We start from the raw sequence: 24325 nt of genomic DNA, 5'->3' as shown, positions 1-24325 counted from the left end.
ATGTCCAACATTTCGAATACCAATGAGAGCGCCGGCGGGAACCTGACGGCGCGGGCTCTGCGCGAAGGCTTTTTCGCCGGCCTCGTCTCGCTCGGCCTCTTCGTCCTCTTCGTCGGCCTGGAGACCACCCAGAACATCCGCAACGAGCTGGTGCTCAACCAGCGCTGGGGGCTGCTGGCGATCTTCGTGATCGTCGCCGCCGTCGGCCGCTTCCTCACCGTCGCCTATCTGCGCCCCTGGATGGCCGCCCGCAAGGCCGCCGCCGCGGCGAAGCCGGCCGCGGAGGTCGAGGAGAGCTTCTTCAAGCGCAATTTCAGCAAGATCGCCATCGCGTTCCTGCTGATCTATCCCTTCCTCGCCATCGCGATCTTCGGCGTGCAGGGCTCGCTGAAATGGGTCGACAATTTCGGCATCCAGATCCTCATCTACGTGATGCTCGCCTGGGGTCTCAACATCGTGGTCGGCCTTGCCGGTCTGCTCGACCTCGGCTACGTCGCCTTCTATGCGGTCGGCGCCTATTCCTATGCGCTGCTGTCGCAGTATTTCGGCCTGTCCTTCTGGATCCTGCTGCCGATGGCCGGCATCCTCGCCGCCTTCTGGGGCATGATCCTCGGCTTCCCGGTGCTGCGCCTGAAGGGTGACTACCTCGCCATCGTTACGCTCGCCTTCGGCGAGATCATCCGCCTCGTCCTCATCAACTGGACGGAGGTCACCAAGGGCACCTTCGGCGTCTCGGGCATTCCCAAGGCCTCGGTCTTCGGCATCTGGTCCTTCGACGTTTCCGCGCCGAACAATTTCGCCAAGGTCTTCGGCCTGCCGATGTCCTCGGCCTATTACAAGATCTTCCTGTTCTATCTCATCCTGGCGCTGGCGCTGCTCACCGCCTATGTGACGATCCGCCTGCGCCGCATGCCGATCGGCCGGGCCTGGGAAGCGCTGCGCGAGGACGAGATCGCCTGCCGCTCGCTCGGCATCAACACGGTGACGACCAAGCTGACGGCCTTCGCCACTGGCGCCATGTTCGGCGGCTTCGCCGGCTCGTTCTTCGCCGTGCGCCAGGGCTTCGTCTCGCCGGAAAGCTTCGTCTTCCTCGAATCGGCGATCATCCTCGCCATCGTGGTCCTCGGCGGCATGGGCTCGCTGGTCGGCATCGCCGTCGCCGCGGCCCTCATGGTCGGCGGCACGGAGCTCCTGCGCGAGATGCAGTTCCTCAAGCAGGTCTTCGGGCCCGACTTCACCCCGGAACTCTACCGCATGCTGATCTTCGGCCTCGCCATGGTCACCGTCATGGTCTGGAAGCCGCGCGGCTTCGTCGGAAGCCGTGAGCCGACCGCCTTCCTCAAGGAGCGCAAGGCCGTCTCCGGCAGCTTCACCAAGGAAGGGCACGGCTGATGGCGCCCGGCACGGATACAGCGACCCATACGATGACGAAAGATCCCATTCTCAAGGTCGAGCATCTGTCGATGCGCTTCGGCGGCCTGATGGCCATCAACGACTTCTCCTTCGAGGCCGAGCGCGGCGAGATCACCGCGCTGATCGGTCCCAACGGCGCGGGCAAGACCACGGTCTTCAACTGCGTCACGGGCTTCTACAAGCCGACCATGGGCATGATCACCATGCGCCAGAAGGAGGGCAGGGAGTTCCTGCTCGAACGCATGGCGGATTTCGAGATCACCCGCGACGCCAAGGTGGCGCGCACCTTCCAGAACATCCGGCTCTTCTCGGGCCTGACTGTCCTGGAGAACCTGCTCGTCGCCCAGCACAACAAGCTGATGAAAGCGTCCGGCTACACGCTCCTCGGCCTCCTCGGTTTTCCGACCTACAAGAAGGCTTCGGCGGAATCGATCGACGTCGCCAGGCACTGGCTGGAGAAGGCGAACCTCATCGAGCGCGCCGACGACCCGGCCGGCGACCTGCCCTATGGCGCGCAGCGGCGCCTGGAAATCGCCCGCGCCATGTGCACGGGGCCGGAATTCCTGTGCCTCGACGAGCCGGCGGCCGGCCTCAACCCGCGCGAATCCCTCGCGCTCAACGAACTGCTGCGCTCCATCCGCAAGGACAGCGGCACGTCGATCCTGCTCATCGAGCACGACATGTCGGTCGTCATGGAGATCTCCGACCATGTGGTCGTGCTCGAATACGGGCAGAAGATCTCCGACGGTACGCCGGAGCATGTGAAGAACGATCCGAAGGTTATCGCGGCCTATCTCGGTGTCGAAGATGATGAGGTCGAAGAGGTGATCGAGGAAATCGAAGAGATCGAAAGCACTGAGGGAGGGTCGCAGGAATGAGCGATACGCTTCTCAGCGTGAAGGGCGTGGAGACCTATTACGGCAATATCCGCGCGCTGGCCGGTGTCGATGTCGAGGTCAACAAGGGCGAGATCGTCTCGCTGATCGGCGCGAACGGCGCCGGCAAGTCGACCCTGATGATGACGATCTGCGGCAGCCCGCAGGCCCGCGCCGGCACCATAACCTTCGACGGCGAGGACATCACGCGCCTGCCGACGCACCTCATCGCCCGCCGCCGCATCGCCCAGTCGCCGGAAGGCCGCCGCATCTTCCCGCGCATGACGGTCTACGAGAACCTCCAGATGGGGGCGAGCCTCGACAACCTGAAATATTTCAACGAGGACGTGGAGAAGATCTTCACGCTCTTCCCGCGCCTCAAGGAGCGCCAGGGCCAGCGCGGCGGCACGCTTTCGGGCGGCGAACAGCAGATGCTGTCCATCGGCCGCGCGCTGATGGCCCGTCCGAAGCTGCTGCTTCTCGACGAGCCCTCGCTCGGCCTCGCGCCGCTGATCGTCAAGGGTATCTTCGATGCCATCAAGGTGCTGAACCAGGAACAGGGCCTGACCGTGTTCCTCGTCGAGCAGAACGCTTTTGCCGCCCTCAAGCTCTCAGACCGGGCCTATGTGATGGTCAACGGCCAGGTGACGATGAGCGGCTCGGGCAAGGAACTGCTGGCCAATCCGGAAGTGCGCGCCGCCTATCTCGAAGGCGGCAGGCACTAGACGGGTCCGGCAGGGGAGACAGGACAATGCAGGGAATTCTCTACGAAGAACCGTCGATCTGGCAGTTCCTCTTCATCACCGTCATCATGGGCGGCTGGACGGCCTGGCGCACCGGCAAGAGCGTCGCGGAGAACTGGCAGAGCTACGGCACGCTCGTCATCTACGTGCTGCTGCTCGGCGCTGCCATCCGCTTCATCCATCACGCGCTCTTCCACGGCACCATGCTCACGGTGCAATACTATGCCGTGGACACCGTCGTGCTTTTGCTGTTTGCTACACTCGGCTATCGCTACTACCGTACGCGGCAGATGACCAACATCTACTACTGGCTCTACGAAAAGGCCTCGCCCTTCTCCTGGAAAGCCAAATAATCAGAGGGAACACCGCTGCCGGCCCCGGCGGCGGAACGACGATACCGGCGCAATGAATGCGGGTGTTGCGACCGGTCGAAATCAACCCGCTTCAAATTGGGAGTAATAATATGAAGAAGTCTCTCATGTCGGCTGTTGCTTTGGCTGCAATGGTCGCTTTCAGCGGCAGCGCCTGGGCCGATGTGCTTTTGGGTATCGGTGCTCCGATCACGGGCCCCAACGCCGCCTTCGGCGCACAGATCCAGAAGGGCGCCGAGCAGGCGATCGCAGACCTCAACGCAGCCGGCGGCATCAACGGCGAACAGATCAAGGTCTCGATCGGCGACGACGTTTCGGACGCCAAGCAGGGCGTTTCGGTCGCCAACAAGTTCGTCGCTGACGGCGTGAAGTTCGTTGTCGGCCACTTCAACTCGGGCGTTTCCATCCCGGCTTCGGAAGTCTATGCCGAAAACGGCATCCTGGAAGTCTCGCCGGCCGCCACCAGCCCGACCTATACGGAGCGCGGCCTGTGGAACACGTTCCGTACCTGCGGCCGTGACGACCAGCAGGGCTCCGTGGCAGGCTCCTTCATCGCGGCCAACTTCAAGGACGCCAAGGTTGCCGTTCTGCACGACAAGACGCCTTACGGCCAGGGTCTTGCCGACGAAACCAAGAAGTTCATGAACGAAGCCGGCGTCACCGAGACCCTCTATGAAGGCGTCAATGTCGGCGACAAGGACTTCTCGGCCCTCATCGCCAAGATGAAGGAAGCCGGCGTGACGGTCGTCTACTGGGGCGGTCTGCACACCGAGTTCGGCCTCATCGAGCGCCAGTCCGCCGACCAGGGCCTGAAGGCCCAGTTCATCTCGGGCGACGGCATCGTTTCGAACGAACTGGCTTCGATCGCCGGCGACGCCGTCGACGGCACGCTGATGACCTTCGCTCCGGACCCGCGCAAGAACCCCGCCGCCAAGGAGCTCGTCGAGAAGTTCCGCGCTGCCGGTTTCGAGCCGGAAGCCTACACGCTCTACGCTTACGCGGCCGTTCAGGTCATCGCGCAGGCAGCAGCGGCAGCCGGCGGCAACGACCCGCAGGCCGTGGCCGAAGCCCTGAAGTCGAAGGGTCCGTTCAACACGGTCATCGGCGAACTGAGCTTCGACGAGAAGGGCGACATCACCCGTCCGGACTACGTCCTCTACACCTGGAAGAAGGGTGAAGACGGCAAGTACACCTACTCCCAGAACGAATAGTCCTCGTTCCGGAACGGGCGGCGCATGCACGCCGCCCGGCCGCCTCGATTTCGGCCCGGCCTTCGCGCCGGGCTTTTTCGTGGGCGAAAAGGCCGGGCACGCGCGTCGCCGCTTGCGCGGGTGTCGGCATCGTGGACATATGGAAGAGCCGGGCCTGATCCGGCCTCCCGGGATTCCGCTCCGCACGATGATCGCAAAAATTCCAGACGTTTCCGTTCCGGTCGCCCGTCCGCAGCGCGCGCGGGGCGAGGGCAGGCTCGTCACGAAGGCCTCTGCCGCCGGCACGCGGCTGGACGTGTTCTATCAGGAGGGCTGCGCCAAGATCCGCCTGCCGCGGACATTCGACGGCACGATGGAGGCGGTCCTGATCAATACCGCCGGCGGCCTGACGGGCGGCGACCAGATCGACTGGCGGCTCGACGCCGCCGCCGGCACGCGCCTTACCGCGACGACGCAGGCCTGCGAACGGATCTACAAGGCGACCGGCTCCGCCGCGGCCGCGGTCGAGACCCGCATCGTGGCGGGGGCGGGAGCACGCGTCGACTGGCTGCCGCAGGAGACCATCCTCTTCGACCGCTCGGCGCTCGCACGCCGGCTGGAAGTCGAACTTGCGGAGGATGCGACCTTCCTTGCGGTCGAAGCCGTGCTGCTCGGGCGCAAGGCGATGGGCGAGCGGGTGGAGGCCGGCGCCTTCCGCGACCGCTGGCGCATCCGCCGGGCGGGCCGGCTGATCCATGTGGAAGAGGTGCGGCTCGACGGCGACATCGCGGCGCTGACGGGGGAGCGGGCTGTGCTTGCCGGCGCCCGCGCCTTCGCCACGGTGCTCTTCTGCGGCGCGGGGGCCGAGGCGCATCTCGCTCCGCTGCGCCGCCTGCTGGAGGGTCTGGACGGCGGCGTCAGCCATTGGCAGGACAAGCTCGTGGCGCGCGTGATCGCCGAAGACGGCTTTGCCCTCAGAAAAAAGCTGCTTCCTGTCATTTCGCACTTGCGTGATGGCGCGGGCGTGCCGAAAGTCTGGAGTCTCTAGTCGCAACCGATGGATCGCCCATGAACCTAACACCCCGCGAAAAGGACAAACTGCTGATCGCCATGGCGGCGATCGTGGCGCGCAAGCGGCTGGAGCGCGGCGTGAAGCTCAACCATCCGGAGGCGATCGCCCTCATCACCGATTTCGTCGTGGAGGGCGCGCGCGACGGACGCTCCGTGGCCGACCTGATGGAGGCGGGCGCGCATGTGCTGACGCGCGACCAGGTCATGGAGGGCATCCCCGAGATGATCCACGATGTGCAGGTGGAAGCGACCTTTCCCGACGGCACGAAGCTCGTGACCGTCCACGAACCGATACGGTAGGCTCATGCTCGAGATCAGGCCGAACTGCGAATGCTGCGACCGCGACCTTCCGCCAGAGAGCCGCGAGGCGATGATCTGTACTTTCGAATGCACGTTCTGCGCGGATTGCGTGGCGGGCGTCCTCGGCGGCGTCTGCCCGAATTGCGGCGGCGACTTCGTGCCCCGGCCGATCCGGCCGGCGGCGCTTCTTGCGAAATATCCGGCATCCACCAAGCGGGTCCTGAAAGCCGAAGGCTGCGGGCCGGCAGAAGCTGCGTGAGGAAAGCATGATCCCGGGTGAAATCATCGCCGCCGAAGGCGAGCTCGAACTCAATGCCGGCCTGCCTGTGACGGAGCTGGACGTCTCCAATGCCGGCGACCGGCCGATCCAGGTCGGCAGCCATTACCATTTCTACGAGACCAATCCCGGCCTTTCCTTCGACCGCGAGAAGGCGCGGGGCCTGCGGCTCGACATTCCCGCGGGCACCGCCGTGCGCTTCGAGCCCGGCCAGACCCGCACGGTCCGGCTCATCCCCTTTGCCGGCAAGCGGGAGATCTACGGTTTTCGCCAGCGCGTGATGGGGAAGCTCTGAGATGCGGCGCCATCTTCTCCTCGCTTCCGCGGCGCTCCTCCTTTCATCCGCCTTCGCAATGGCGCAGGAGGACGAGCCCGAGGTCGATTGCGACAACGCCATGACCCAGGCGGATATGAACATCTGCGCCCGCCGCGACTACGAGGAGGCCGACGAGGCGCTCAACGCCGCCTATCGCAAGGCGATGGCCGCGGCGCAGACGATGGACGCGGACGCCCGCGACATGGGCGAGCAATATGTCGGCGCCGTCAATGCGCTGAAGAACGCCCAGCGCGCGTGGATCGGCTATCGCGACGGCCAGTGCGAGCTTGCCGGTTTTCCCATGCGCGGCGGCACGGGGGAGCCTTTGCTCGTCTCGGGCTGCCTTGCCGACCTCACGCGCAAGCGCACCGAGGAACTGAAAGCCGTCTACGAGCAGGAAAACTGAGGAGCCCATCGGTGTCGCGCAGGATCGTCATCGTTGGCAATGGCGACATCCCGGAAGGGGTGGCCGGAACGATCGACGCCGCGGACATGGTGATCCGCTTCAACGGGTGCCGCTCGGCGGGGCGCGGCGGTCGCAAGACCGACATCGTCGCCGTGTGCAATACCGGCCGCCCGGCGCTGGAGATGCTGGCCGGCGGGCGATGGAAGGCGAGCGAGACCGTGCGGCAGGCCGGTGAAATCTGGTGCGTGCGCGCTTCGCAGGTCTTCGCCGCGCTGCGTGCGCCGCTCGCCGAAAGCCACCCGGACCTCGACGATTTCTGCGATGATCATACCGACGGCTTCCGCACCTTCGCCGCGATGACGGGCCGGCGCCTGAAGGTCGTTCCGGCCGCCGTGCACCATGCGGTCGTCGCCTCGCTCCGGGCCTTCGACCCGGCGCCCTATGTGGTGCCGAGTTCCGGGCTCATCGTCATCGCCCATGTGTTCGACAATGTGGCTGGGGCCGGCGACCGGGTGTCCCTTGCCGGCTTCGGCCATGAGGGCTGGATGTGGCATCCCTTCGCCGCGGAGCGGCGCTGGGTGGATGCCCGCATCGCCGCCGGCCGCCTCGAACGTCTCGATCCTCCTTCCGCCTCCCGGAGAAGCTGACCATGTCCTACAGAATGTCCCGCGCCGCCTATGCCGGCATGTTCGGCCCGACAACGGGCGACAAGGTGCGCCTTGCCGATACGGAACTCTTCGCCGAAGTGGAGAAGGATTTCACCATCTATGGCGACGAGGTGAAGTTCGGCGGTGGCAAGGTCATCCGCGACGGCATGGGCCAGAGCCAGGCGACGCGGGCGGAGGGCGCGGTCGATACCGTCATCACCAATGCGCTGATCATCGACCATACCGGCATCTTCAAGGCGGATGTCGGGCTGAAGGACGGGCGCATCGCCGCCATCGGCAAGGCCGGTAATCCCGACACGCAGCCGGGCGTCACCATCGTCGTCGGCCCGTCGACGGAAGCGATCGCCGGGGAGGGCAGGATCCTGACGGCGGGCGGCATGGATACGCATATCCACTATATCTGCCCGCAGCAGATCGAGGAGGCGCTCGCAAGCGGCATCACGACGATGCTCGGCGGCGGCACCGGCCCGGCGCATGGCACGCTTGCCACCACCTGCACCGGCGCATGGCATATCGAGCGCATGATCGAGAGCTTCGACGCCTTCCCGATGAACCTTGCCATTGCCGGCAAGGGCAATGCGTCGCTGCCGGCGCCCCTCGAGGAGATGATCCGGGCCGGCGCCTCCTGCCTGAAGCTGCACGAGGACTGGGGAACGACGCCGGCGGCCATCGACTGCTGCCTTTCCGTCGCGGACGACTACGACGTCCAGGTGATGATCCATACGGACACGCTCAACGAGGGCGGCTTCGTGGAGGATACGATTGGGGCCATCAGGGGCCGCACCATCCACGCCTTCCACACCGAGGGCGCGGGCGGCGGCCATGCGCCGGACATCATCAAGGTCTGCGGCCAGCCCAATGTCATTCCCGGCTCCACCAATCCGACGCGGCCCTATACGGTCAACACCATCGCCGAGCATCTCGACATGCTGATGGTGTGCCACCACCTGTCGCCGTCGATCCCGGAGGACATCGCCTTTGCCGAAAGCCGCATCCGCAAGGAGACCATCGCGGCCGAGGACATCCTGCACGATATCGGCGCCTTCTCCGTCGTCTCTTCCGACAGCCAGGCCATGGGCCGTGTCGGGGAGGTGGCGATCCGCACGTGGCAGACTGCCGACAAGATGAAGCGCCAGCGCGGCCGGCTTGCCGGCGAAACAGGCGACAACGACAATCTCCGCATTCGCCGCTACATCGCCAAATACACGATCAACCCCGCCATCGCCCATGGCGTCGGCCATGAGGTCGGCTCGATCGAGGTCGGCAAGCGGGCGGACCTCGTCCTGTGGTCGCCGGCCTTCTTCGGCGTGAAGCCGGACATGGTGCTCCTCGGCGGCTCCATCGCCATGGCGCCGATGGGCGATCCCAACGGATCGATCCCGACGCCGCAGCCGGTGCACTACCGGCCGATGTTCGGCGCCTATGGCAGGATGCGCACGAATTCCTCCGTCACCTTCGTATCACAGGCCGCCATCGACCTTGGCCTCAGTGAACGCCTCGGCGTCGACAAGCAACTGATCGCCGTCCGCAACACGCGCGCCATTTCCAAGGCGTCGATGATCCTCAACGACCTGACGCCGCATATCGAGGTGGACCCGGAGACCTATGAGGTGCGGGCCGACGGGGAACTGCTCACCTGCGAGCCGGCCACCGTGCTGCCCATGGCGCAGCGTTATTTCCTGTTCTGAGACGAGGTTCCCGTGCCCTATCGTTCCACCCGGATCCTGCGGCATGGCGCCGGCGGCGACCATAAACCCATCGATGTCGTCGTGCTGACGCATGACCAGCGCCATGTGCGCCGCAAGCTGCTCCACATGCAGCATGACGATGTCGTCATGCTCGACCTCAAGGAGCCGGTGCAGCTCGGCCATGGCGACCTGCTTCTCACCGAGACGGGCGAGACCATCGAGGTGATCGCCGCGCAAGAGCTGCTCTACGAGGTGACGCCGAAGGACCGGCTGCACCTCGTCGAACTCGCCTGGCATCTCGGCAATCGCCATCTGCCGGCGCAGATCGAGGGCGAGCGCATCCTCATCCTGCGCGATCACGTCATCCGCGACATGCTGGCGGGGCTCGGCGCGACGGTGCGCGAGGTCTGCGAGCCGTTCCATCCGCTGCGCGGCGCCTATCATGGCCACGGGCACCATCATCACGGCCATGGCTGATACCGCGGCGCTCGTCCGGCTGATGACATGGCTGTCGCCCGCCTTCCCGGTCGGCGCCTTCTCCTATTCCGGCGGGCTGGAGCAGGCGGTTGCCGATGGCGACGTACAGGATGCGAGCACCTTGCGCGCCTGGCTCGCGAGCCTTCTTGCGCATGGCGCCCTCTGGAACGATGCGGTGCTGCTTGCCGAAGCCCATGGCGCGGCGGGCGATGCGGCACGGCTTGCGGCGGTGACGGAGCTTGCCGAGGCCCTTTCGGGCTCGGCGGAACGGCACCGCGAGACGATGCTGCAGGGCGGCGCCTTCCTTGCCGCCGCGGCAAGCTGGCCGCATCCGGTCCTTGCACTTCTCGGAGAGGCGGCGGCCTATCCGGTCGTGGTCGGCGCGGTTTCGGCCGGCCATGGCATTGGAGCGGAAGCGGCGCTTGCCGCCTATCTCCACGCGGTCGCGTCCAATCTCGTGTCCGTCGCCATCCGCTGCGGCGTCATCGGCCAGAAGGACGGCGTTGCCGTGCTTGCGGGGCTGGAGGCGCTGATCCTCGCACTGGCGGATGCGGCGGCACGGTCGACGCTGGACGACCTCGGCACGTCGGCGATCCGCGCGGACATTGCCAGCCTTCGGCACGAGACCCTGCCGACGCGGCTCTTCCGCTCATGAAGGCGCTTGCGGTCCGCTCCGCCGGAGCGCAGATTTTCAACGAAGGAGCGGCGGCGATCCCGGCCGGCCGCTCCGGACTTTCCGGAGGTTGGGAATGACATCGAAGAACGGTCCCCTGCGCGTCGGCATCGGCGGTCCCGTGGGCTCGGGCAAGACGGCGCTGACGGAAAAGCTCTGCAAGGCGATGCGCGAGCACTATTCCGTGGCGGTCGTCACCAACGACATCTACACCAAGGAGGATGCCGAGGCGCTGGTGCGCATGCAGGCGCTTTCCTCAGACCGCATCGTCGGCGTGGAGACGGGTGGCTGCCCGCACACGGCGATCCGCGAGGACGCCTCGATCAATCTCCAGGCCATCGCCGATCTCAACCGGCGCTTTCCCGATCTCGACGTGGTCTTCATCGAATCGGGCGGCGACAATCTGGCGGCAACCTTCTCGCCGGACCTTGCGGACCTGACGATCTATGTCATCTCGGTCTGCCAGGGCGAGGAGATCCCGCGCAAGGGCGGGCCGGGCATCACGCGCTCCGACCTTCTCGTCATCAACAAGAAGGACCTCGCGCCGCATGTCGGCGCCGATCTCGACGTGATGGAGCGGGATGCCGGGCGCATGCGCGCGGCGCGTCCTTTCGTCTTCTCCGACATGAAGCGCGGCGAAGGGGTCGACCGGATCGTCGATTTCCTCAGGGTCGAGGGCGGGCTCTGATCAGACGCGCCGCAATGCCTCGGGATCGCCTATATGGACGAGGCGGCCGCGCACGCTGACGCCGTGGCCGCGCAGCAGCGAGAAGGCGCGGGAAAGCGCTTCCGGCGCAAGGCCGAGCTTTCCGGCAAGCAGGCTCTTCTGGTAGGGCAGGCGGAAGCTGGAAGGCTTGCCGTCCACCGAGCAATGGGAGAGCAGGTAGCGCGCGACGCGTTGCGGCGCGGTGTGCAGCCGGTCGTCGGAAAGGCTTGCGAAGGCCCGGCCGAGCTGGCTGGAAAGGGTGGCGGCCAGCGCCATGGCAAGATCGGGCCGGCGGGCGGCGATGTCGCGCACGCGCTTCAGGTCGAAGCGGGCGATGAGGGACGGTTCCGCCGCCTGCGCGGTGGCCGGGTAGCGTCCGCCTTCCAGCACGACGCTGGCGCCGACCACGTCGCCGGGGCCGTAGAGTTCCACATCGGCCTCGCGCCCGTCGGGGTCGAGCTTGTAGACGCGGATATAGCCCGAGAGCACGCAATGCAGCATGTCGGCGGGCTCGCCCTCGCGGAACAGCATCTGGCGCGCCGGCAGGTTGCCGATCACCGCGATCTCCATCATCACCGCGACGCTCTCCACGCCGAGCATGGAAAGAAGGCCGGCGTTCAGCAGCGTTTCGCGTTCCCGTGCACCGGGTTTCATCAGCCTGTTCATCGATCTCACTCCGTGCTCCCGCAGGCATCCTGTGGTCTTGGATGCAAGAACGATAGTCGAGGTTCGGCCAGGCTTGCTTGATTTCGATCAAAGAACAACAAAACGGCCGGCCCGCATTTGCGCGGGCCGGCCGTTTTATTGCGATGGGCGGTGCCTATTCGGCCGCGAGCGGCGAGTGATGCACCACGCTGAAGGGCTTGCGCTCGCCGTTCTTCCTTTCGAGCGTGTCGATCCGCTTTTCGAGATCGGCGACGTCGCGGGCGGTCTGGTCGGCAAGGCGGGTGAGGGCTTCCGGCTTCATGGCGAGCTGCTCGTCATCCTTCCTGCCGACGAAGCGGCCGAAGAGCCAGCCGAGGAAGCGCGAGACGTCGTCCATGATGAGGAAGAAGGACGGCACGACGACGAGCGAGAGCACCGTCGAGACGATGATGCCGCCGATCACCGCGATCGCCATGGGCGAGCGGAACGAGCCGCCTTCGCCGACGCCGAGCGCCGAGGGCAGCATGCCGGCCGACATGGCGATGGAGGTCATGACGATCGGGCGGGCGCGCTTGCGGCCGGCCTCGATCATCGCATGCACCCGCTCCATGCCGTGGTGCATCATCTCGATGGCGAAGTCGACGAGCAGGATGGCGTTCTTCGTCACGATGCCCATCAGCATCAGGATGCCGATGAGGACGGGCATGGAGAGCGCGTTCTGCGTCAGGATGAGGCCCGCCGCCACGCCGCCGATGGCGAGCGGCAGCGAGAGGATGATGGTGAAGGGCTGGATCACGTCCTTGAAGAGCAGGATCAGCACCATCAGCACCAGGAGCAGGCCGAGCAGCATGGCGTTGCCGAAGGACTGCTGCATCTCCGCCTGCACCTCTGCGTCGCCGCTTTCGGCGAACTGGACGGTCGGCGGCATGTCGATGCCGGAGGCGATCTCCTTGAAGCGGGCGGTCGCCGTGTCGAGGGCGACGCCCTGCCTAAGGTCGGAGCCGATGGAGACGACGCGGTTGCGGTCATGCCGCTTCACCGAGCTCGGACCTTCCGAATAGTCGATGTCGGCGACCGAGGAGAGCGGCACGAACTGGCCGGCCGCCGTCTGGATCTTCAGGTTGCGGATGGCGGCAAGGTCGGTGCGGAAGCTGCGGTCGACCTGAACGCGGATCGGAATGAGGCGGTCGTCGAGCGAGACCTTGCTGAGCTGGGAGTCGATGTCGCCGATGGTGGCGACGCGCACGACCTCGGCGATCTGCGCCGTGGTGATGCCGAGGCGGGCCATCTGGTCGTCGCGCGGGCGGATCTGCAGCTCCGGCCGCGGCAGCGAGCCTTCCGAGCTGACATTGGCGAGCAGCGGATCGGCGCGCAGCCTGGATTCCAGCACCGCGACGGTGTCGTTGAGGGCCGCCTCGTCGTTGGAGAGCAGGTTGAAGGCAAGGTCCCGCTCGCCGCGGTCGTTGAGCTTGATGATGCGCACGTCGGGAATGTCGCGCAGGGTCGCGAAGAGCTCCTTCTCGATATCCCATTGCGGCCGCAGGCGGCCCTCGGCTTCCAGCTTCGGCAGATGCGGGCCGATGAAGGGGATGCGGCCCAGCACGTCGTTCACCAGCTTGTGGGTGAGCGAATGCTCCAGCTTGTCGAGGATGACGGTGACGGAGGCGCGGCGCAGTTCCAGGTCGCCCTTCGGCGAGGAGCCGCCGAGCACGAAGACGCTCTGCACGCCGTCGATGTTCTTGATGCGGTCGTAGATCTGCGTCGTGGTGCGATCCGTGTCGTCCAGCATGGCATCGGGCGGAAGCTCGACCGAGAGCACGACGCGCGAGGCGTCTTCCGGCGGCAGGAAGCTGCCGGGCACGGTTGAGAGCAGGGCGACGGAGGCGACGAGGAAGGCGATGGCCGCAAGCAGCGTCGCATAGCGGGCATACCACCTGCTCGTCGTCTTGCTGACGAGCCAGGTGTAGAAGCGCATGAAGGCGCCTTCCTTCTCCTCGCCATGGCCGTCCGCATCGCCGGAGCGCATGAGATAGGCAGCCATGACGGGCGTGATGAGGCGCGCCACCATGAGCGAGAAGAACACGGCGACGGCGACCGTCAGGCCGAACTGGATGAAATACTGGCCCGGAATGCCCGGCATGAAGGAGACCGGCACGAAGACCGCGATGATGGTGAAGGTCGTCGCGATGACGGCAAGGCCGATCTCGTCGGCGGCCTCGATGGCGGCCCGGTAGGGCGTCTTGCCCATGCGGATATGCCGCGCGATGTTCTCGATCTCCACGATGGCGTCGTCGACGAGGATGCCGGTCGCCAGCGTCAGCGCCAGGAACGAGACGAGGTTCAGCGAGAAGCCGAGAAGGTCCATGACGAAGAAGGTGGGGATTGCCGACAGCGGCAGCGCCACCGCGGAAATCAGCGTCGCCCGCCAGTTGCGCAGGAAGAGGAACACGACGATGACGGCGAGCAGCGCGCCCTCCATCAGCGTGTGAAGCGCCGCCTCGTAGTTGCCGTAGGTGAAGTAGACGGAATCGTCCACCAGCTCGATGGAGACGCTCGGATATTGCGTGCGTACCTTTTCGAGCGATTTGGCGACGGATTCGGCCACCGTCACCTCGCTGGCGCCCTTGGAGCGGAAGACCGCGAAGGTCACGACCGGGGTGCCGTTGAAGCGCGAGAAGGAGCGCGGCTCCTCATAGGTGTCGGTGATCCTGCCGAGCTCGGAGAGCCGCACGAAGCGGCCGTTCGGCAGCGCGATCATCGTGTTGGTGAGCTTTTCCACCGAGCGGGCATCGCCCAGCGTGCGGATCGCCTGTTCGGCGCCGGCGATCTGGCCGCGGCCGGAGCCGGCATCCGCATTCATGCTGCGGATCTGCCGGTTCACGTCTGCGGCGGAAACGCCGAAGGATTCCAGCTTGTCGGGATTGAGGTCGACGCGCACCTCGCGGTCGGCGCCGCCGAAGCGGTCGATCTTGCCGATGCCGGGCTGGCCCTGCAGGGCGCGCTTGACCTTGTCGTCGACGAACCAGGACAGCTCTTCCAGCGTCATGTTGGGCGAGGAGACGGCGAAGGTCTGGATCGCCTGGCCCTCGACGTCGATCTTGGTGACGACCGGCTCCTCGATGGAGGCCGGCAGGTCGCTGCGGATGCGGTCGATCGCGTCCTTGACGTCCTGCAGCGCCTGGTTGGTCGGCTTCTCGATCTCGAAGAGCACCGAGGTGACGGAGCTGCCGTCGGTGACGGTGGACATGATGTCCTTGACGCCCTCGATGCCGGCGACCGCGTCCTCGATCTCCTTGGTGACCTGCACCTCGAGCTCGGCCGGCGCGGCGCCGCTCTGCGTCACGGAAATGGCGACGACGGGCACGTCGATATTCGGGAACCGCGTGATCGGCAGCGAATAGAACGACTGGATGCCGACATAGAGCAGCAGGAAAAACGCGAGCAGCGGCGCAATCGGATTGCGAATGGACCAGGCTGAAAAATTCATGTCCCCAAAATCCTCTTTGCGAGACCGGACGTTCCCTCGGATCGATCCGCCCCGGACCGTCCGTCATGCCGCCGGGCGCCCCAGCCCGGCATCGCAGCCCCGCGACCTGCGGGGCCTCCCGTCATTTCGTGGCCGAGGCTTCCTCGGCATGGACCGGGTTGATGCGGTCGCCGTCGCGCACATAGGCGCCGGCCTTGGCGACCACCTCGTCGCCGGCCGCAAGGCCGCTGACGATCTCGATCACCTGGCCGTCCTGGATGCCGGTTTCCACCGGAACCAGCTTCACCACGCCGTTCTCGACCCTGCGGGCCACCGTCTTGCCGTCCGCCGTCGTGATGGCGGAAAGCGGCAGGACGATGCCCTGCCGTTCCTCGATGACGATCTCCGCGCTCGCGAACATGCCGGCGCGCGCCTTGCCCGGTTCGTCGAAGCGGATATAGACGCGGCCGAGCCGGCTTTGCGCATCGAGCGTCGGCTCGACGAGGCGCACGTCGCCCTTGAGTTTCGCCGCGCCGCCGGCGAGCGAGACGGTCGCCTTCTGCCCCGGGGCGAGCTTGAGGATCGCATCTTCCGAGACGTCGGCCTTCAGTTCGATGGCCCCGTCGCGGATGACGGTGAAGAGCGGGGAGGAGGCGCCGCTGGCGATCGCGCCGATCTTGGCCGTGCGGGCAGAAACCACGCCGGCGACCGGCGACTTGACGGCGGTGCGGGCAAGCTTCAGGTCGATGTCGTCGATCTGCGACTGGGCCACCTTGATGTCGGCCTCGGAGACGGCGATCGCCTGTTCGGCGGAATTGACGCGGGCGAGCGCGGCGTCGGCGGCGGCAAGCGCCTGATCGGCATTCGCCTGCGACTGCGAGCCGGACTTGACGAGGCGCTGGGCGCGGTCGCGGGCGCGCACGGCCTCGTCCGCATTGGCCTTCGCCTCGACGAGCTGGGCCTTGATCTGCGCGAGGGCGGCGTTCGCCTTGGCAAGCGAGGCTTCGGTCTGGCTCTTCTGCAGGACGAGCGCGTCGTCGTTGAGCGTCGCCAGCGTGCCGTTCTCTTCCACCCGGTCGCCGACATCGGCGGCGAGCGTGCGGATGGAGAGGCCATCGACGAGCGGCGTCACATAGACCTCCTCCACCGCCTGGACGGTGCCGGTGGCGATCACGCGGTCGACGACGGGGCGCTTTTCAGCGGCGGTGACGACGATTGCCGGAAGATTTTGCGTCTGTTCCTGCCCGGCGGCATCACCCGTCGCCGCATCGGCGGCGAAGGCGAGGGCGGGCATGACCGTCATGAATGCAGCGACGGAAAAAGAGAGAACTGTCCTGTGTCCAGAAGCCATAGGCCGAACTTTCCAAAAGCATGACTTTATGATCTTCGTCCGGGCGCTCTTCTTGTGATTATGCCGGACTTATTCCTGCCAGTATGGCGACGCGGAACGGCTCCCGGCCTCTCCAAGTTCCAACTGCGCGGTCTATGTAATTGGCGTTTCCCGCGCTTACAAGGGGTAACGAAATGGTGCCTCATTATTTTAGGCGTTTGGCATTTCGATGACGGTGAGCGTGCGCGGGCGGTATCGCCGAAACGAAACGTGCGGGGCGCAGGGCCCCGCACGTCGCAAGCATCCGGCAAGTCACTGATTACTTGAGCGCTTCGTCGGTGATCTCGTGCGTCCAGGCGCCCTCCGGCTCCTTGGAGATGACCGGATCGGAGCCACCGGCGAGCAGCGATTCCACGGTGCGCTTGTAGTCGGCCTCGTCGAGCGCGCCGTTGGAGCCGGCGGTCAGCTTGATGACCTCGCCCATCATGAACTTCTGGTGCGCCTCGGTCTGCGCGCCGGTCGAGTCGTTCTCCAGGACGATCTCGGCGGCCTCGTCCGGGTGCTCCTCGGCATATTTCCAGCCCTTCATGGAGGCGCGCACGAACTTGACCATCTTCTCCTTGAAGGCCGGGTCCTTGAGCTTGTCCTCCAGCACGTAGAGGCCGTCTTCCAGCGTCGCGACGCCCTGGTCCTCATATTTGAAGGTGACGAGATCCTCCGGCTTGATGCCGGCATCGAGCACCTGGCCGTATTCGTTGTAGGTCATGGTCGAGATGCAGGCGGCCTGCTTCTGGATCAGCGGGTCGACGTTGAAGCCCTGCTTGAGGACGGTCACGCCGTCCGGCCCGCCCTCGGTCGGGATCTTCAGATGCGCCATCCAGGAGAGGAAGGGATATTCGTTGCCGAAGAACCAGACGCCGAGCGTCTTGCCCTTGAAGTCGTCCGGGCCCTTGACGCCGGATTCCTTCAGACAGGTCAGCATCATGCCCGAGGACTTGTAGGGCTGGGCGATGTTGACGAGCGGCACGCCCTTCTCGCGCGTTGCCAGCGCCGAGGGCATCCAGTCGACGATGACATCGGCGCCGCCGCCGGCGATCACCTGCGCGGGGGCGATGTCCGGGCCGCCCGGCTTGATCTCGACGTCGAGGCCCTCTTCCTCGTAGAAGCCCTTGTCCTTCGCGACGTAGTAGCCGCCGAACTGGGCCTGGGTCACCCATTTGAGCTGGAGGACGACCTTGTCGGCGGCCCCGGCCTGGAACGCGGCAAGCGAGAAGGCGCTTGCCATCAGCAGCGATGCGATCTTCGTTTTCATGTCAGTTCCCTCTTTCTTCTTGTTACGCCTGTCCACCGCGGACAGACGGATGCCAGAACGTGACGACCCGCTCGATAAGCGCGACGATCCCGTAGAATAGGGAGCCAGCCACCGCGGCGACCGCGATTTCGGCCCAGACCATGTCGACATTCATGCGGCCCACTTCCGTGGAGATCCGGAAACCCATGCCGACGATGGGCGTTCCGAAGAACTCGGCCACGATGGCGCCGATGAGGGCCAGCGTGGAATTGATCTTGAGGGCATTGAAGATGAAGGGCCAGGCGGCCGGCAGGCGCAATTTCACCAGCGTCTGGAACCAGTCGGCGGCATAGGTGCGCATCAGGTCGCGCTCCATGTGGCTGGTGGCGGCAAGGCCGGACACGGTGTTCACCAGCATGGGGAAGAAGGTCATGATGACGACGACGGCGACCTTCGACTGCCAGTCGAAGCCGAACCACATGACCATGATGGGCGCGACGCCGATGACCGGCAGGGCAGAGACGAAATTGCCGAGCGGCAGCAGGCCCTTCTGCAGGAAGGGCGAGCGGTCGATGAGGATGGCGACGAGGAAGCCGAGGCCGCAGCCGAGCGCGTAGCCGACCAGCACGGATTTCAGGAAGGTCTGGCGGAAATCCGCCCAGAGCGTCGGCACGGAGCCGATGAGCCGCGTCCAGATCATGCTCGGCGGCGGCAGCAGGACGGAGGGGACGTTGAAGCCCCGGACGATGCCCTCCCAGAGCACGAGGATGGTGGCGCCGAAGATCAGCGGCACGGCGAGGCGTGCGGCGCGGTCGGCGACGGGATTGTAGAATTTCCGGCGCACCAGCCATTCGTTGAACGCCCAGGCGGCGAGCCAGAAGACGACGGCAGCGATCAGGATCGATGCATTCATGCCCGTGCCCCCATGCGCTTGAGGACGAGATTGTGCGCGATGCCGACGATGATGACGAGCAGCGCCGCAACGCCCGCCGCCATGAAGAGCGCCGCCCAGATCTGCACCGTCTGGCCGTAGTAGGAGCCGGCGAGGAGGCGCGCGCCGAGGCCGGCGACGGCGCCCGTCGGCAGTTCGCCAACGATTGCCCCGACGAGCGAGATGGCGACCGCCACCTTCAGCGAGGTGAAGAGGTACGGCATGGACGCCGGCCAGCGCAGTTTCCAGAAGGTCTGCGCCGGGGAGGCATTGTAGGTGTGCATCAGGTCGAGCTGGATCTGCTCGGGGCTGCGCAACCCCTTCACCATGCCGACGACGATGGGGAAGAACGAAAGGTAGGTCGAGATCAGCGCCTTCGGCATCAGGCCCGATATGCCGATGGCGTTCAGCACGACGATGATCATCGGCGCGATGGCGAGGATGGGGATGGTCTGGCTGGCGATGACCCAGGGCATCAGCGAGCGGTCCATGGCGCGGTTGTGCACGATGGCGATGGCGAGCAGGATGCCGAGCAGGGCCCCCATGGCGAAGCCGAGCAGCGTCGCCGACAGCGTGACCCAGGCATGATAGACGAGGCTGCGCTTGGAGGTGATCGCCTTGTTGACGGTGGTGTCCCAGAGCTCGGCGAAGACCTGATGCGGCGCCGGCAGCACCGGACGCTCCTGCGCCATGGTCTTCGGCAGCAGCTCCATGAAGCCGATCGTCCCCCCGGCCCGCGCCGCCGTATCGCGCTCGAAGGGCGCGTTGAGCACGGCGGAGAAGACATACCAGAGCGCGATGAGGGCGATAAGGACGGTGCCTATCGGAAGCAGGCGGTCGCGAAGGAAACTTGCCTGTTCCATGGGTCAGCTCCGCGACGGGGAGGGGATGGAGGAGAACGTCATCAGGCGTGCTCCTCGTAGCTGTGTCCGGCGCGAAGCCCCTCGCGCACCCGATGCGCGATCTCCAGGAATTCCGGCGTCTCGCGGATGCCGAGCGGGCGGTCCTTCGGCAGCGGGGATTCGATCACGTCGGTGACGCGGCCGGGGCGGGGGCTCATGACGACGATCTTCGTCGAGAGATAGACGGCCTCGGGGATCGAGTGCGTGACGAAGCAGATGGTCTTGCGCGTCGCGGCCCAGAGCTTCAGGAGCTGCTCGTTGAGATGGTCGCGGACGATCTCGTCGAGCGCGCCGAAGGGTTCGTCCATCAGCAGGAGATCGGCGTCGAAGGCCAGCGCCCGGGCGATGGAGGCGCGCTGCTGCATGCCACCCGAAAGCTGCCAGGGGTATTTCTTGCCGAAGCCCGAAAGGTTGACGAGATCGAGGGTGCGTTCGATGCGCGCCTTCCGGTCCTCCTTCGAATAGCCCATGATTTCAAGCGGCAGGGCGACGTTGTTCTCGATGGTGCGCCAGGGATAGAGCGCGGCGGCCTGGAAGACATAGCCGTAGGCGCGGTGCCGGCGGGCTTCCTCCGGCGTCATGCCGTTGACGGTGATCGCGCCCGATGTCGGCTTCTCGAGATCGGCGATGACGCGCAGGAACGTCGTCTTGCCGCAGCCGGACGGGCCGATGAAGGAGACGAAATCGCCCTTCTCGACGGAAAGGTTGACGTCGGAAAGCGCCGTGACGGGGCCATCGGCCGTCTGGAAGGTCAGGCCGAGATCTTTCGCGGAGACGACGGTATCGGACGAGGACATACGGGTCATCTTTCGGCACCTGCAAGGGCGCGGTTTTCGGCAGACTGCATGTCCGTTCCCGGCATTGCAATCGGCATTGTCTGCAGTATCACTTTAGGCACGGAATTCTCACGCTGGGATCGGTGGAGGAGACGATGGCGGTGGAAACGACGGCCGAATGCCGGGTGGTGCGCCCGGGCGGAACCTATGATGGAAAGCAGGGGTTCAGCTATTTCGAGGGCATTGCCCGCGAGACGGTGGGCGCCTCCGGCATCTGCATGCATCTGCTGACGATCCCGCCCGGCGGCCGGGCGAAGGCGCATCTGCACGAGAGCCACGAAACGGCGATCTACGTGCTCTCCGGCGAGGCGCATACCTGGTACGGCCCGCGGCTGGAGAACCATGTGATCGTCAGGGCGGGCGAGATGTTTTACATCCCCGCCGGCGTGCCACATCTTCCCGCCAATCTCTCCGACGGGCCGGTCTGCGCCGTCGTCGCCCGGACAGATCCCCACGAGCAGGAGAGCGTGGTGCTTCTGCCGCATCTCGATGCGCTGATTCCCGCGTAGGCGTCTATATGCCGGATGCCCACCCGTCACTTCTTGCACCGCATCAGCGGCCCCCAGCGCGTGCCGTCGGCAAAGCCGACCGTGTAGCCGCCATGGTCCGGCGTCAGCGTCATCTCGTAGGGCGTCGCCTCGGTCGAACCCTCCTCGTGGCATTCGGCGGATATCACCGTCGCGCCGCCCACCTTCCGGCCGTCGCCCTTGAAGGCGCAGTAGGAGACGGCGGTGGTCACGCCTTCCCTGTTGAGAAGGAAGAAGATGTCGCTGCCCGAGGATTCGCCGGTTTCGGAATAGAGGCAGCCTTCCTTGTCGCCATAGTTGCCGTCGACCACGGCCGCAGCCCCCGCCGGACCGGCGAGGAGGATGCCGAGGAAAAGAGCGGGAAGCGAACGGCCGGCGCCCATCAGACGCCGCTCGCCGGAATGCCGCTGCGCTCCACCTTGCGCGGCGCGGTGATCTCCTTCCAGGTGGAGAGCGCCTTGTTGACCGCCGTGAAGGGCTCACGCCTGACGAACTGGCCGTGGCCCTCGCGGGTCTTGACCGTGCTCTCCTCGACGGCGACGACGCCGCGCGTCAGCGTGTAGCGCGGCAGGCCGGTCACGTCCTTGCCCTCGAAGACGTTGTATTCGATGGAGGATTGCTGGTTCTTCGCCGAGATGGTCTTGCTGCGCTTCGGATCCCAGACGACGATATCGGCATCGGCGCCGACGAGGATCGCACCCTTGCGCGGATAGACATTGAGGATCTTGGCGATATTGGTGGAGGTAACGGCGACGAACTCGTTCATGGTGAGGCGGCCGGTGTTGACGCCGTGCGTCCAGAGCATCGGCATGCGGTCTTCCAGGCCCCCGGTGCCGTTCGGGATTTTGCGGAAATCGCCGATGCCGGTGCGCTTCTGCTCGGTCGTGAAGGCGCAGTGGTCGGTCGCCACCACCTGCAGCGAGCCGCTGGCAAGGCCGGCCCAGAGCGAATCCTGGTGCTGCCTGTTGCGGAAGGGCGGGCTCATGACGCGGCGGGCGGCGTGGTCCCAGTCCTTGTCGAAATATTCGCTCTCGTCCAGCGTCAGGTGCTGGATCAGCGGCTCGCCATAGACGCGCATGCCGTTCTGCCGGGCGCGGCGGATCGCCTCGTGCGATTGTTCGCAGGAGGTGTGCACGACATAGAGCGGGGCACCCGCCATGTCGGCGATGATGATGGCGCGGTTCGTCGCCTCGCCCTCGACGGAGGGCGGGCGGGAATAGGCGTGGCCTTCCGGCCCGTTGTTGCCCTCGTCCATCAGCTTCTGCTGCATGGCGGCGACAACGTCGCCGTTCTCCGCATGGACGAGCGGCAGCGCGCCGAGTGCGGCGCAGCGCTGGAACGAGGCGAACATCTCGTCGTCGTTCACCATCAGCGCGCCCTTGTAGGCCATGAAGTGCTTGAAGGTGTTGATGCCCTTTTCCTCGACGACGGTCTTCATCTCGTTGAAGACCTGCTCGCCCCACCAGGTCACGGACATGTGGAAGGAGTAGTCGCAATTGGCGCGGGTCGACTTGTTGTCCCAGCGCTTCAAGGCGTCGAGCAGCGACTGGCCGGGATCGGGCAGGCAGAAATCGACCACCATGGTCGTGCCGCCGGCAAGGCCGGCCCGCGTGCCGCTCTCGAAATCGTCGGCCGAATAGGTGCCCATGAAGGGCATTTCGAGATGCACATGCGGATCGATGCCGCCCGGCATGACATAACAGCCCGCCGCATCCAGCACCTCGTCGCCGGAAAGGTCCGGGCCGATCCCGACGATCTTCCCGCCCTCGATCTTGACGTCCGCCTTGTAGGTCAGGTCGGCGGTGACAATGGTACCGCCCTTGATGACTGTGCTCATGTTGGTCCGTTCCCTGTCTTGATTTTCGTGCACGCAACGCGTGGAGCCGCCCGGCCAGCCGGGCGGCTGAGGATCACTCGGCGATGCCCGCCGTCTCGATCACCGCATGGAGCAGCACGTCCGCGCCGGCGGCGGCCCATTCCTTCGAGATGTCCTCCGCCTCGTTGTGCGAGAGGCCGCCGACGCAGGGGCACATGATCATGGTGGCGGGGGCGACCTTCGCGGCCCAGCAGGCGTCGTGGCCGGCGCCGGAGATGATGTTCATGTGGCTATAGCCGAGGTCTTCGGCGGCCTTGCGCACGGTTGCGACCAGCGTCGGGTCGAAGGTGACGGGGTCGAAATGGCCGACCGCCTCGACGGAACAGCCGACGCCGAGCGCCTCGCAGATATTCGGGGCTTCCGCCTCGATGCGGGCGCGCATGCCGTCGAGCTTCTTCTGGTCGGGCGAGCGGATGTCGACGGTGAAGACGACCCTGCCGGGCAGCACGTTGCGGGAATTCGGCGAGAAGAACACCTGGCCGACGCCGCCGACGGCGCCCGGCTGGTTCTCCATGGCGACCGTCTGCACCATTTCGAGGATGCGCGCCATGGCAAGGCCGGCATTGACGCGCATCGCCATCGGCGTCGAGCCGGTATGCGCCTCGCGGCCGGTCAGCGTGAATTCCAGCCACCACAGGCCCTGACAGTGGGTGACGACGCCGATCTCCTTCTTCTCGGCTTCGAGGATCGGTCCCTGCTCGATGTGATATTCGAAATAGGCGTGCATCCTGCGCGCGCCGACCTCTTCGTCGCCGACCCAGCCGATGCGCTTCAGCTCGTCGCCGAAGCTCTTGCCTTCCGGGTCCTTGCGGCCATAGGCGTAGTCCTGCGTGTGCACGCCGGCAAAGACGCCGGAGGCGAGCATGGCGGGGGCGAAGCGGGCGCCCTCCTCGTTCGTCCAGTTGGTGACGACGATCGGGTGCTTCGTTTCGATGCCGAGATCGTTCAGCGAGCGCACGACCTCCAGGCCGGAAAGCACGCCGAGCACGCCGTCATATTTGCCGCCCGTCGGCTGGGTATCGAGATGCGAGCCGACATAGACGGGCAGGGCGTCCGGATCGGTGCCGGCGCGCGTCATGAACATGTTGCCCATCGTGTCGACGCCCATGGTCAGGCCCGCGTCGTCGCACCATGTCTGGAAGAGGCGCCGGCCCTCGGCGTCTGAATCGGTCAGCGTCTGGCGATTGTTGCCGCCGGCGATGCCGGGGCCGATCTTCGCCATGTCCATGAGGGAATCCCACAGGCGGTCCGCGTTGACACGCATGTTCTCGCCGGGTGCGGCCATGTCGTATGCTCCCACGTCTTCGGGCTCTTGAGGCCCCATTTTGTTCCCACCGGCCGGCAGCG

The 24325-nt window shown here is 65.8% G+C and carries 26 protein-coding genes; 16 read left to right on the top strand and 10 right to left on the bottom strand.

From position 1 onward, the window contains the following. The 15 genes from livM (at nucleotide 1) to ureG (ending at nucleotide 11156) form a co-directional block, all read left to right on the top strand. On the top strand, nucleotides 1-1392 hold the full coding sequence (gene livM / locus ACZ1A1_RS13420; RefSeq protein WP_415213964.1) for a high-affinity branched-chain amino acid ABC transporter permease LivM: 1392 nt from the start codon (nucleotides 1-3) through the stop codon (nucleotides 1390-1392). Continuing rightward, entirely contained in the window at nucleotides 1392-2291 is a 900-nt protein-coding gene (locus ACZ1A1_RS13415) for an ABC transporter ATP-binding protein (RefSeq protein ID WP_463620321.1), read from the top strand. Before livM ends, ACZ1A1_RS13415 begins: the two co-directional genes overlap by 1 nt. Continuing rightward, entirely contained in the window at nucleotides 2288-3013 is a 726-nt protein-coding gene (locus ACZ1A1_RS13410) for an ABC transporter ATP-binding protein (RefSeq protein ID WP_313193640.1), read from the top strand. The genes ACZ1A1_RS13415 and ACZ1A1_RS13410 overlap by 4 nt, the downstream gene beginning before the upstream one ends. 26 nt (nucleotides 3014-3039) lie before the next feature. Beyond that, nucleotides 3040-3384: a DUF6867 family protein gene (locus ACZ1A1_RS13405; RefSeq protein WP_313193639.1), complete on the top strand. Its 345-nt coding sequence runs from the start codon at nucleotides 3040-3042 to the stop codon at nucleotides 3382-3384. A gap of 110 nt (nucleotides 3385-3494) precedes the next feature. Then, nucleotides 3495-4613 (top strand): branched-chain amino acid ABC transporter substrate-binding protein, encoded by a 1119-nt coding sequence (locus ACZ1A1_RS13400; protein WP_415212627.1) that lies wholly within the window; start codon nucleotides 3495-3497, stop codon nucleotides 4611-4613. A gap of 187 nt (nucleotides 4614-4800) precedes the next feature. Further along, nucleotides 4801-5640 carry an urease accessory protein UreD gene (locus ACZ1A1_RS13395; protein ID WP_463620320.1) on the top strand — a complete coding sequence of 280 codons (840 nt, stop codon included), beginning with the start codon at nucleotides 4801-4803 and terminating at the stop codon, nucleotides 5638-5640. A gap of 20 nt (nucleotides 5641-5660) precedes the next feature. Further along, entirely contained in the window at nucleotides 5661-5963 is a 303-nt protein-coding gene (locus tag ACZ1A1_RS13390) for an urease subunit gamma (protein WP_313193636.1), read from the top strand. 4 nt (nucleotides 5964-5967) lie between these two features. Further along, the gene (locus tag ACZ1A1_RS13385; RefSeq protein ID WP_463620319.1) at nucleotides 5968-6222 is read left to right on the top strand and encodes a DUF1272 domain-containing protein; all 255 of its coding nucleotides are present in this window, start codon (nucleotides 5968-5970) and stop codon (nucleotides 6220-6222) included. Nucleotides 6223-6229: 7 nt separating this feature from the next. Beyond that, nucleotides 6230-6535 (top strand): urease subunit beta, encoded by a 306-nt coding sequence (locus ACZ1A1_RS13380; RefSeq protein ID WP_313193634.1) that lies wholly within the window; start codon nucleotides 6230-6232, stop codon nucleotides 6533-6535. Nucleotide 6536: 1 nt separating this feature from the next. Then, on the top strand, nucleotides 6537-6962 hold the full coding sequence (locus ACZ1A1_RS13375; protein ID WP_409530003.1) for a lysozyme inhibitor LprI family protein: 426 nt from the start codon (nucleotides 6537-6539) through the stop codon (nucleotides 6960-6962). An 11-nt stretch (nucleotides 6963-6973) separates the two neighbouring features. Beyond that, nucleotides 6974-7609 (top strand): Urease operon accessory protein, encoded by a 636-nt coding sequence (locus ACZ1A1_RS13370; RefSeq protein ID WP_463620318.1) that lies wholly within the window; start codon nucleotides 6974-6976, stop codon nucleotides 7607-7609. A 2-nt stretch (nucleotides 7610-7611) separates the two neighbouring features. Then, a complete protein-coding gene (ureC, locus tag ACZ1A1_RS13365) occupies nucleotides 7612-9318 on the top strand; it encodes an urease subunit alpha (RefSeq protein WP_463620317.1) in 1707 nt (568 codons plus the stop codon). A 12-nt stretch (nucleotides 9319-9330) separates the two neighbouring features. Then, nucleotides 9331-9795, top strand: coding sequence for an urease accessory protein UreE (ureE, locus tag ACZ1A1_RS13360; RefSeq protein ID WP_463620316.1), 465 nt, complete (start codon nucleotides 9331-9333; stop codon nucleotides 9793-9795). Further along, complete coding sequence (locus tag ACZ1A1_RS13355) at nucleotides 9779-10450, top strand: urease accessory protein UreF (RefSeq protein ID WP_463620420.1); 672 nt, start codon at nucleotides 9779-9781, stop codon at nucleotides 10448-10450. The genes ureE and ACZ1A1_RS13355 overlap by 17 nt, the downstream gene beginning before the upstream one ends. Nucleotides 10451-10544: 94 nt before the next feature. Then, nucleotides 10545-11156: an urease accessory protein UreG gene (ureG, locus tag ACZ1A1_RS13350; protein ID WP_463620315.1), complete on the top strand. Its 612-nt coding sequence runs from the start codon at nucleotides 10545-10547 to the stop codon at nucleotides 11154-11156. On the opposite strand, the gene ACZ1A1_RS13345 is transcribed toward ureG, so the two are convergent. The 7 genes from ACZ1A1_RS13345 to ACZ1A1_RS13315 form a co-directional block, all read right to left on the bottom strand. Continuing rightward, entirely contained in the window at nucleotides 11157-11840 is a 684-nt protein-coding gene (locus tag ACZ1A1_RS13345; protein ID WP_463620314.1) for a Crp/Fnr family transcriptional regulator, read from the bottom strand. It lies immediately after the preceding gene. Between the two features lie 154 nt (nucleotides 11841-11994). Beyond that, on the bottom strand, nucleotides 11995-15306 hold the full coding sequence (locus ACZ1A1_RS13340) for an efflux RND transporter permease subunit (RefSeq protein WP_463620313.1): 3312 nt from the start codon (nucleotides 15304-15306) through the stop codon (nucleotides 11995-11997). A gap of 121 nt (nucleotides 15307-15427) precedes the next feature. Beyond that, entirely contained in the window at nucleotides 15428-16588 is a 1161-nt protein-coding gene (locus ACZ1A1_RS13335; protein WP_463620312.1) for an efflux RND transporter periplasmic adaptor subunit, read from the bottom strand. A gap of 346 nt (nucleotides 16589-16934) precedes the next feature. Further along, entirely contained in the window at nucleotides 16935-17927 is a 993-nt protein-coding gene (locus ACZ1A1_RS13330; RefSeq protein ID WP_463620311.1) for an ABC transporter substrate-binding protein, read from the bottom strand. A 22-nt stretch (nucleotides 17928-17949) separates the two neighbouring features. Further along, nucleotides 17950-18819 (bottom strand): ABC transporter permease, encoded by an 870-nt coding sequence (locus tag ACZ1A1_RS13325; RefSeq protein ID WP_415212637.1) that lies wholly within the window; start codon nucleotides 18817-18819, stop codon nucleotides 17950-17952. Next, complete coding sequence (locus tag ACZ1A1_RS13320; protein ID WP_119256842.1) at nucleotides 18816-19700, bottom strand: ABC transporter permease; 885 nt, start codon at nucleotides 19698-19700, stop codon at nucleotides 18816-18818. The genes ACZ1A1_RS13325 and ACZ1A1_RS13320 overlap by 4 nt, the downstream gene beginning before the upstream one ends. Before the next feature lie 41 nt (nucleotides 19701-19741). After that, complete coding sequence (locus ACZ1A1_RS13315) at nucleotides 19742-20536, bottom strand: ABC transporter ATP-binding protein (protein WP_424547281.1); 795 nt, start codon at nucleotides 20534-20536, stop codon at nucleotides 19742-19744. Nucleotides 20537-20670: 134 nt separating this feature from the next. Between ACZ1A1_RS13315 and ACZ1A1_RS13310 the strand changes: the two genes are divergently transcribed. Further along, the gene (locus tag ACZ1A1_RS13310) at nucleotides 20671-21084 is read left to right on the top strand and encodes a cupin domain-containing protein (RefSeq protein ID WP_463620310.1); all 414 of its coding nucleotides are present in this window, start codon (nucleotides 20671-20673) and stop codon (nucleotides 21082-21084) included. Nucleotides 21085-21110: 26 nt separating this feature from the next. Here the strand turns inward: ACZ1A1_RS13310 and ACZ1A1_RS13305 are convergent, their stop codons facing one another. The 3 genes from ACZ1A1_RS13305 to ACZ1A1_RS13295 form a co-directional block, all read right to left on the bottom strand. Next, on the bottom strand, nucleotides 21111-21485 hold the full coding sequence (locus ACZ1A1_RS13305; RefSeq protein WP_454632123.1) for a hypothetical protein: 375 nt from the start codon (nucleotides 21483-21485) through the stop codon (nucleotides 21111-21113). Next, the gene (gene hydA, locus ACZ1A1_RS13300) at nucleotides 21485-22939 is read right to left on the bottom strand and encodes a dihydropyrimidinase (RefSeq protein WP_463620309.1); all 1455 of its coding nucleotides are present in this window, start codon (nucleotides 22937-22939) and stop codon (nucleotides 21485-21487) included. The genes ACZ1A1_RS13305 and hydA overlap by 1 nt, the downstream gene beginning before the upstream one ends. A 73-nt stretch (nucleotides 22940-23012) precedes the next feature. Then, complete coding sequence (locus ACZ1A1_RS13295) at nucleotides 23013-24263, bottom strand: Zn-dependent hydrolase (RefSeq protein ID WP_463620308.1); 1251 nt, start codon at nucleotides 24261-24263, stop codon at nucleotides 23013-23015. Nucleotides 24264-24325 lie beyond the last annotated feature (62 nt).

Source organism: Shinella sp. R2-11, from assembly GCF_055330205.1.
The sequence above is the reverse complement of the archived record's forward strand: the minus strand, read 5'-3'. Positions and strand labels throughout refer to the sequence as shown.

Coding starts and splice junctions, on each gene's coding strand:
- ACZ1A1_RS13330 (WP_463620311.1), bottom strand. CDS start 17,927: ATGAAAACGAAGATCGCATCGCTGCTGATGGCAAGCGCCTTCTCGCTT.
- ACZ1A1_RS13400 (WP_415212627.1), top strand. CDS start 3,495: ATGAAGAAGTCTCTCATGTCGGCTGTTGCTTTGGCTGCAATGGTCGCT.
- ACZ1A1_RS13395 (WP_463620320.1), top strand. CDS start 4,801: ATGATCGCAAAAATTCCAGACGTTTCCGTTCCGGTCGCCCGTCCGCAG.
- ACZ1A1_RS13315 (WP_424547281.1), bottom strand. CDS start 20,536: ATGTCCTCGTCCGATACCGTCGTCTCCGCGAAAGATCTCGGCCTGACC.
- ureG (WP_463620315.1), top strand. CDS start 10,545: ATGACATCGAAGAACGGTCCCCTGCGCGTCGGCATCGGCGGTCCCGTG.
- ACZ1A1_RS13345 (WP_463620314.1), bottom strand. CDS start 11,840: ATGAACAGGCTGATGAAACCCGGTGCACGGGAACGCGAAACGCTGCTG.
- livM (WP_415213964.1), top strand. CDS start 1: ATGTCCAACATTTCGAATACCAATGAGAGCGCCGGCGGGAACCTGACG.
- ACZ1A1_RS13335 (WP_463620312.1), bottom strand. CDS start 16,588: ATGACGGTCATGCCCGCCCTCGCCTTCGCCGCCGATGCGGCGACGGGT.
- ACZ1A1_RS13380 (WP_313193634.1), top strand. CDS start 6,230: ATGATCCCGGGTGAAATCATCGCCGCCGAAGGCGAGCTCGAACTCAAT.
- hydA (WP_463620309.1), bottom strand. CDS start 22,939: ATGAGCACAGTCATCAAGGGCGGTACCATTGTCACCGCCGACCTGACC.
- ACZ1A1_RS13415 (WP_463620321.1), top strand. CDS start 1,392: ATGGCGCCCGGCACGGATACAGCGACCCATACGATGACGAAAGATCCC.
- ACZ1A1_RS13405 (WP_313193639.1), top strand. CDS start 3,040: ATGCAGGGAATTCTCTACGAAGAACCGTCGATCTGGCAGTTCCTCTTC.
- ACZ1A1_RS13310 (WP_463620310.1), top strand. CDS start 20,671: ATGGCGGTGGAAACGACGGCCGAATGCCGGGTGGTGCGCCCGGGCGGA.
- ACZ1A1_RS13410 (WP_313193640.1), top strand. CDS start 2,288: ATGAGCGATACGCTTCTCAGCGTGAAGGGCGTGGAGACCTATTACGGC.
- ACZ1A1_RS13295 (WP_463620308.1), bottom strand. CDS start 24,263: ATGGCCGCACCCGGCGAGAACATGCGTGTCAACGCGGACCGCCTGTGG.
- ACZ1A1_RS13320 (WP_119256842.1), bottom strand. CDS start 19,700: ATGGAACAGGCAAGTTTCCTTCGCGACCGCCTGCTTCCGATAGGCACC.
- ACZ1A1_RS13375 (WP_409530003.1), top strand. CDS start 6,537: ATGCGGCGCCATCTTCTCCTCGCTTCCGCGGCGCTCCTCCTTTCATCC.
- ureC (WP_463620317.1), top strand. CDS start 7,612: ATGTCCTACAGAATGTCCCGCGCCGCCTATGCCGGCATGTTCGGCCCG.
- ACZ1A1_RS13325 (WP_415212637.1), bottom strand. CDS start 18,819: ATGAATGCATCGATCCTGATCGCTGCCGTCGTCTTCTGGCTCGCCGCC.
- ACZ1A1_RS13390 (WP_313193636.1), top strand. CDS start 5,661: ATGAACCTAACACCCCGCGAAAAGGACAAACTGCTGATCGCCATGGCG.
- ACZ1A1_RS13385 (WP_463620319.1), top strand. CDS start 5,968: ATGCTCGAGATCAGGCCGAACTGCGAATGCTGCGACCGCGACCTTCCG.
- ACZ1A1_RS13340 (WP_463620313.1), bottom strand. CDS start 15,306: ATGAATTTTTCAGCCTGGTCCATTCGCAATCCGATTGCGCCGCTGCTC.
- ACZ1A1_RS13305 (WP_454632123.1), bottom strand. CDS start 21,485: ATGGGCGCCGGCCGTTCGCTTCCCGCTCTTTTCCTCGGCATCCTCCTC.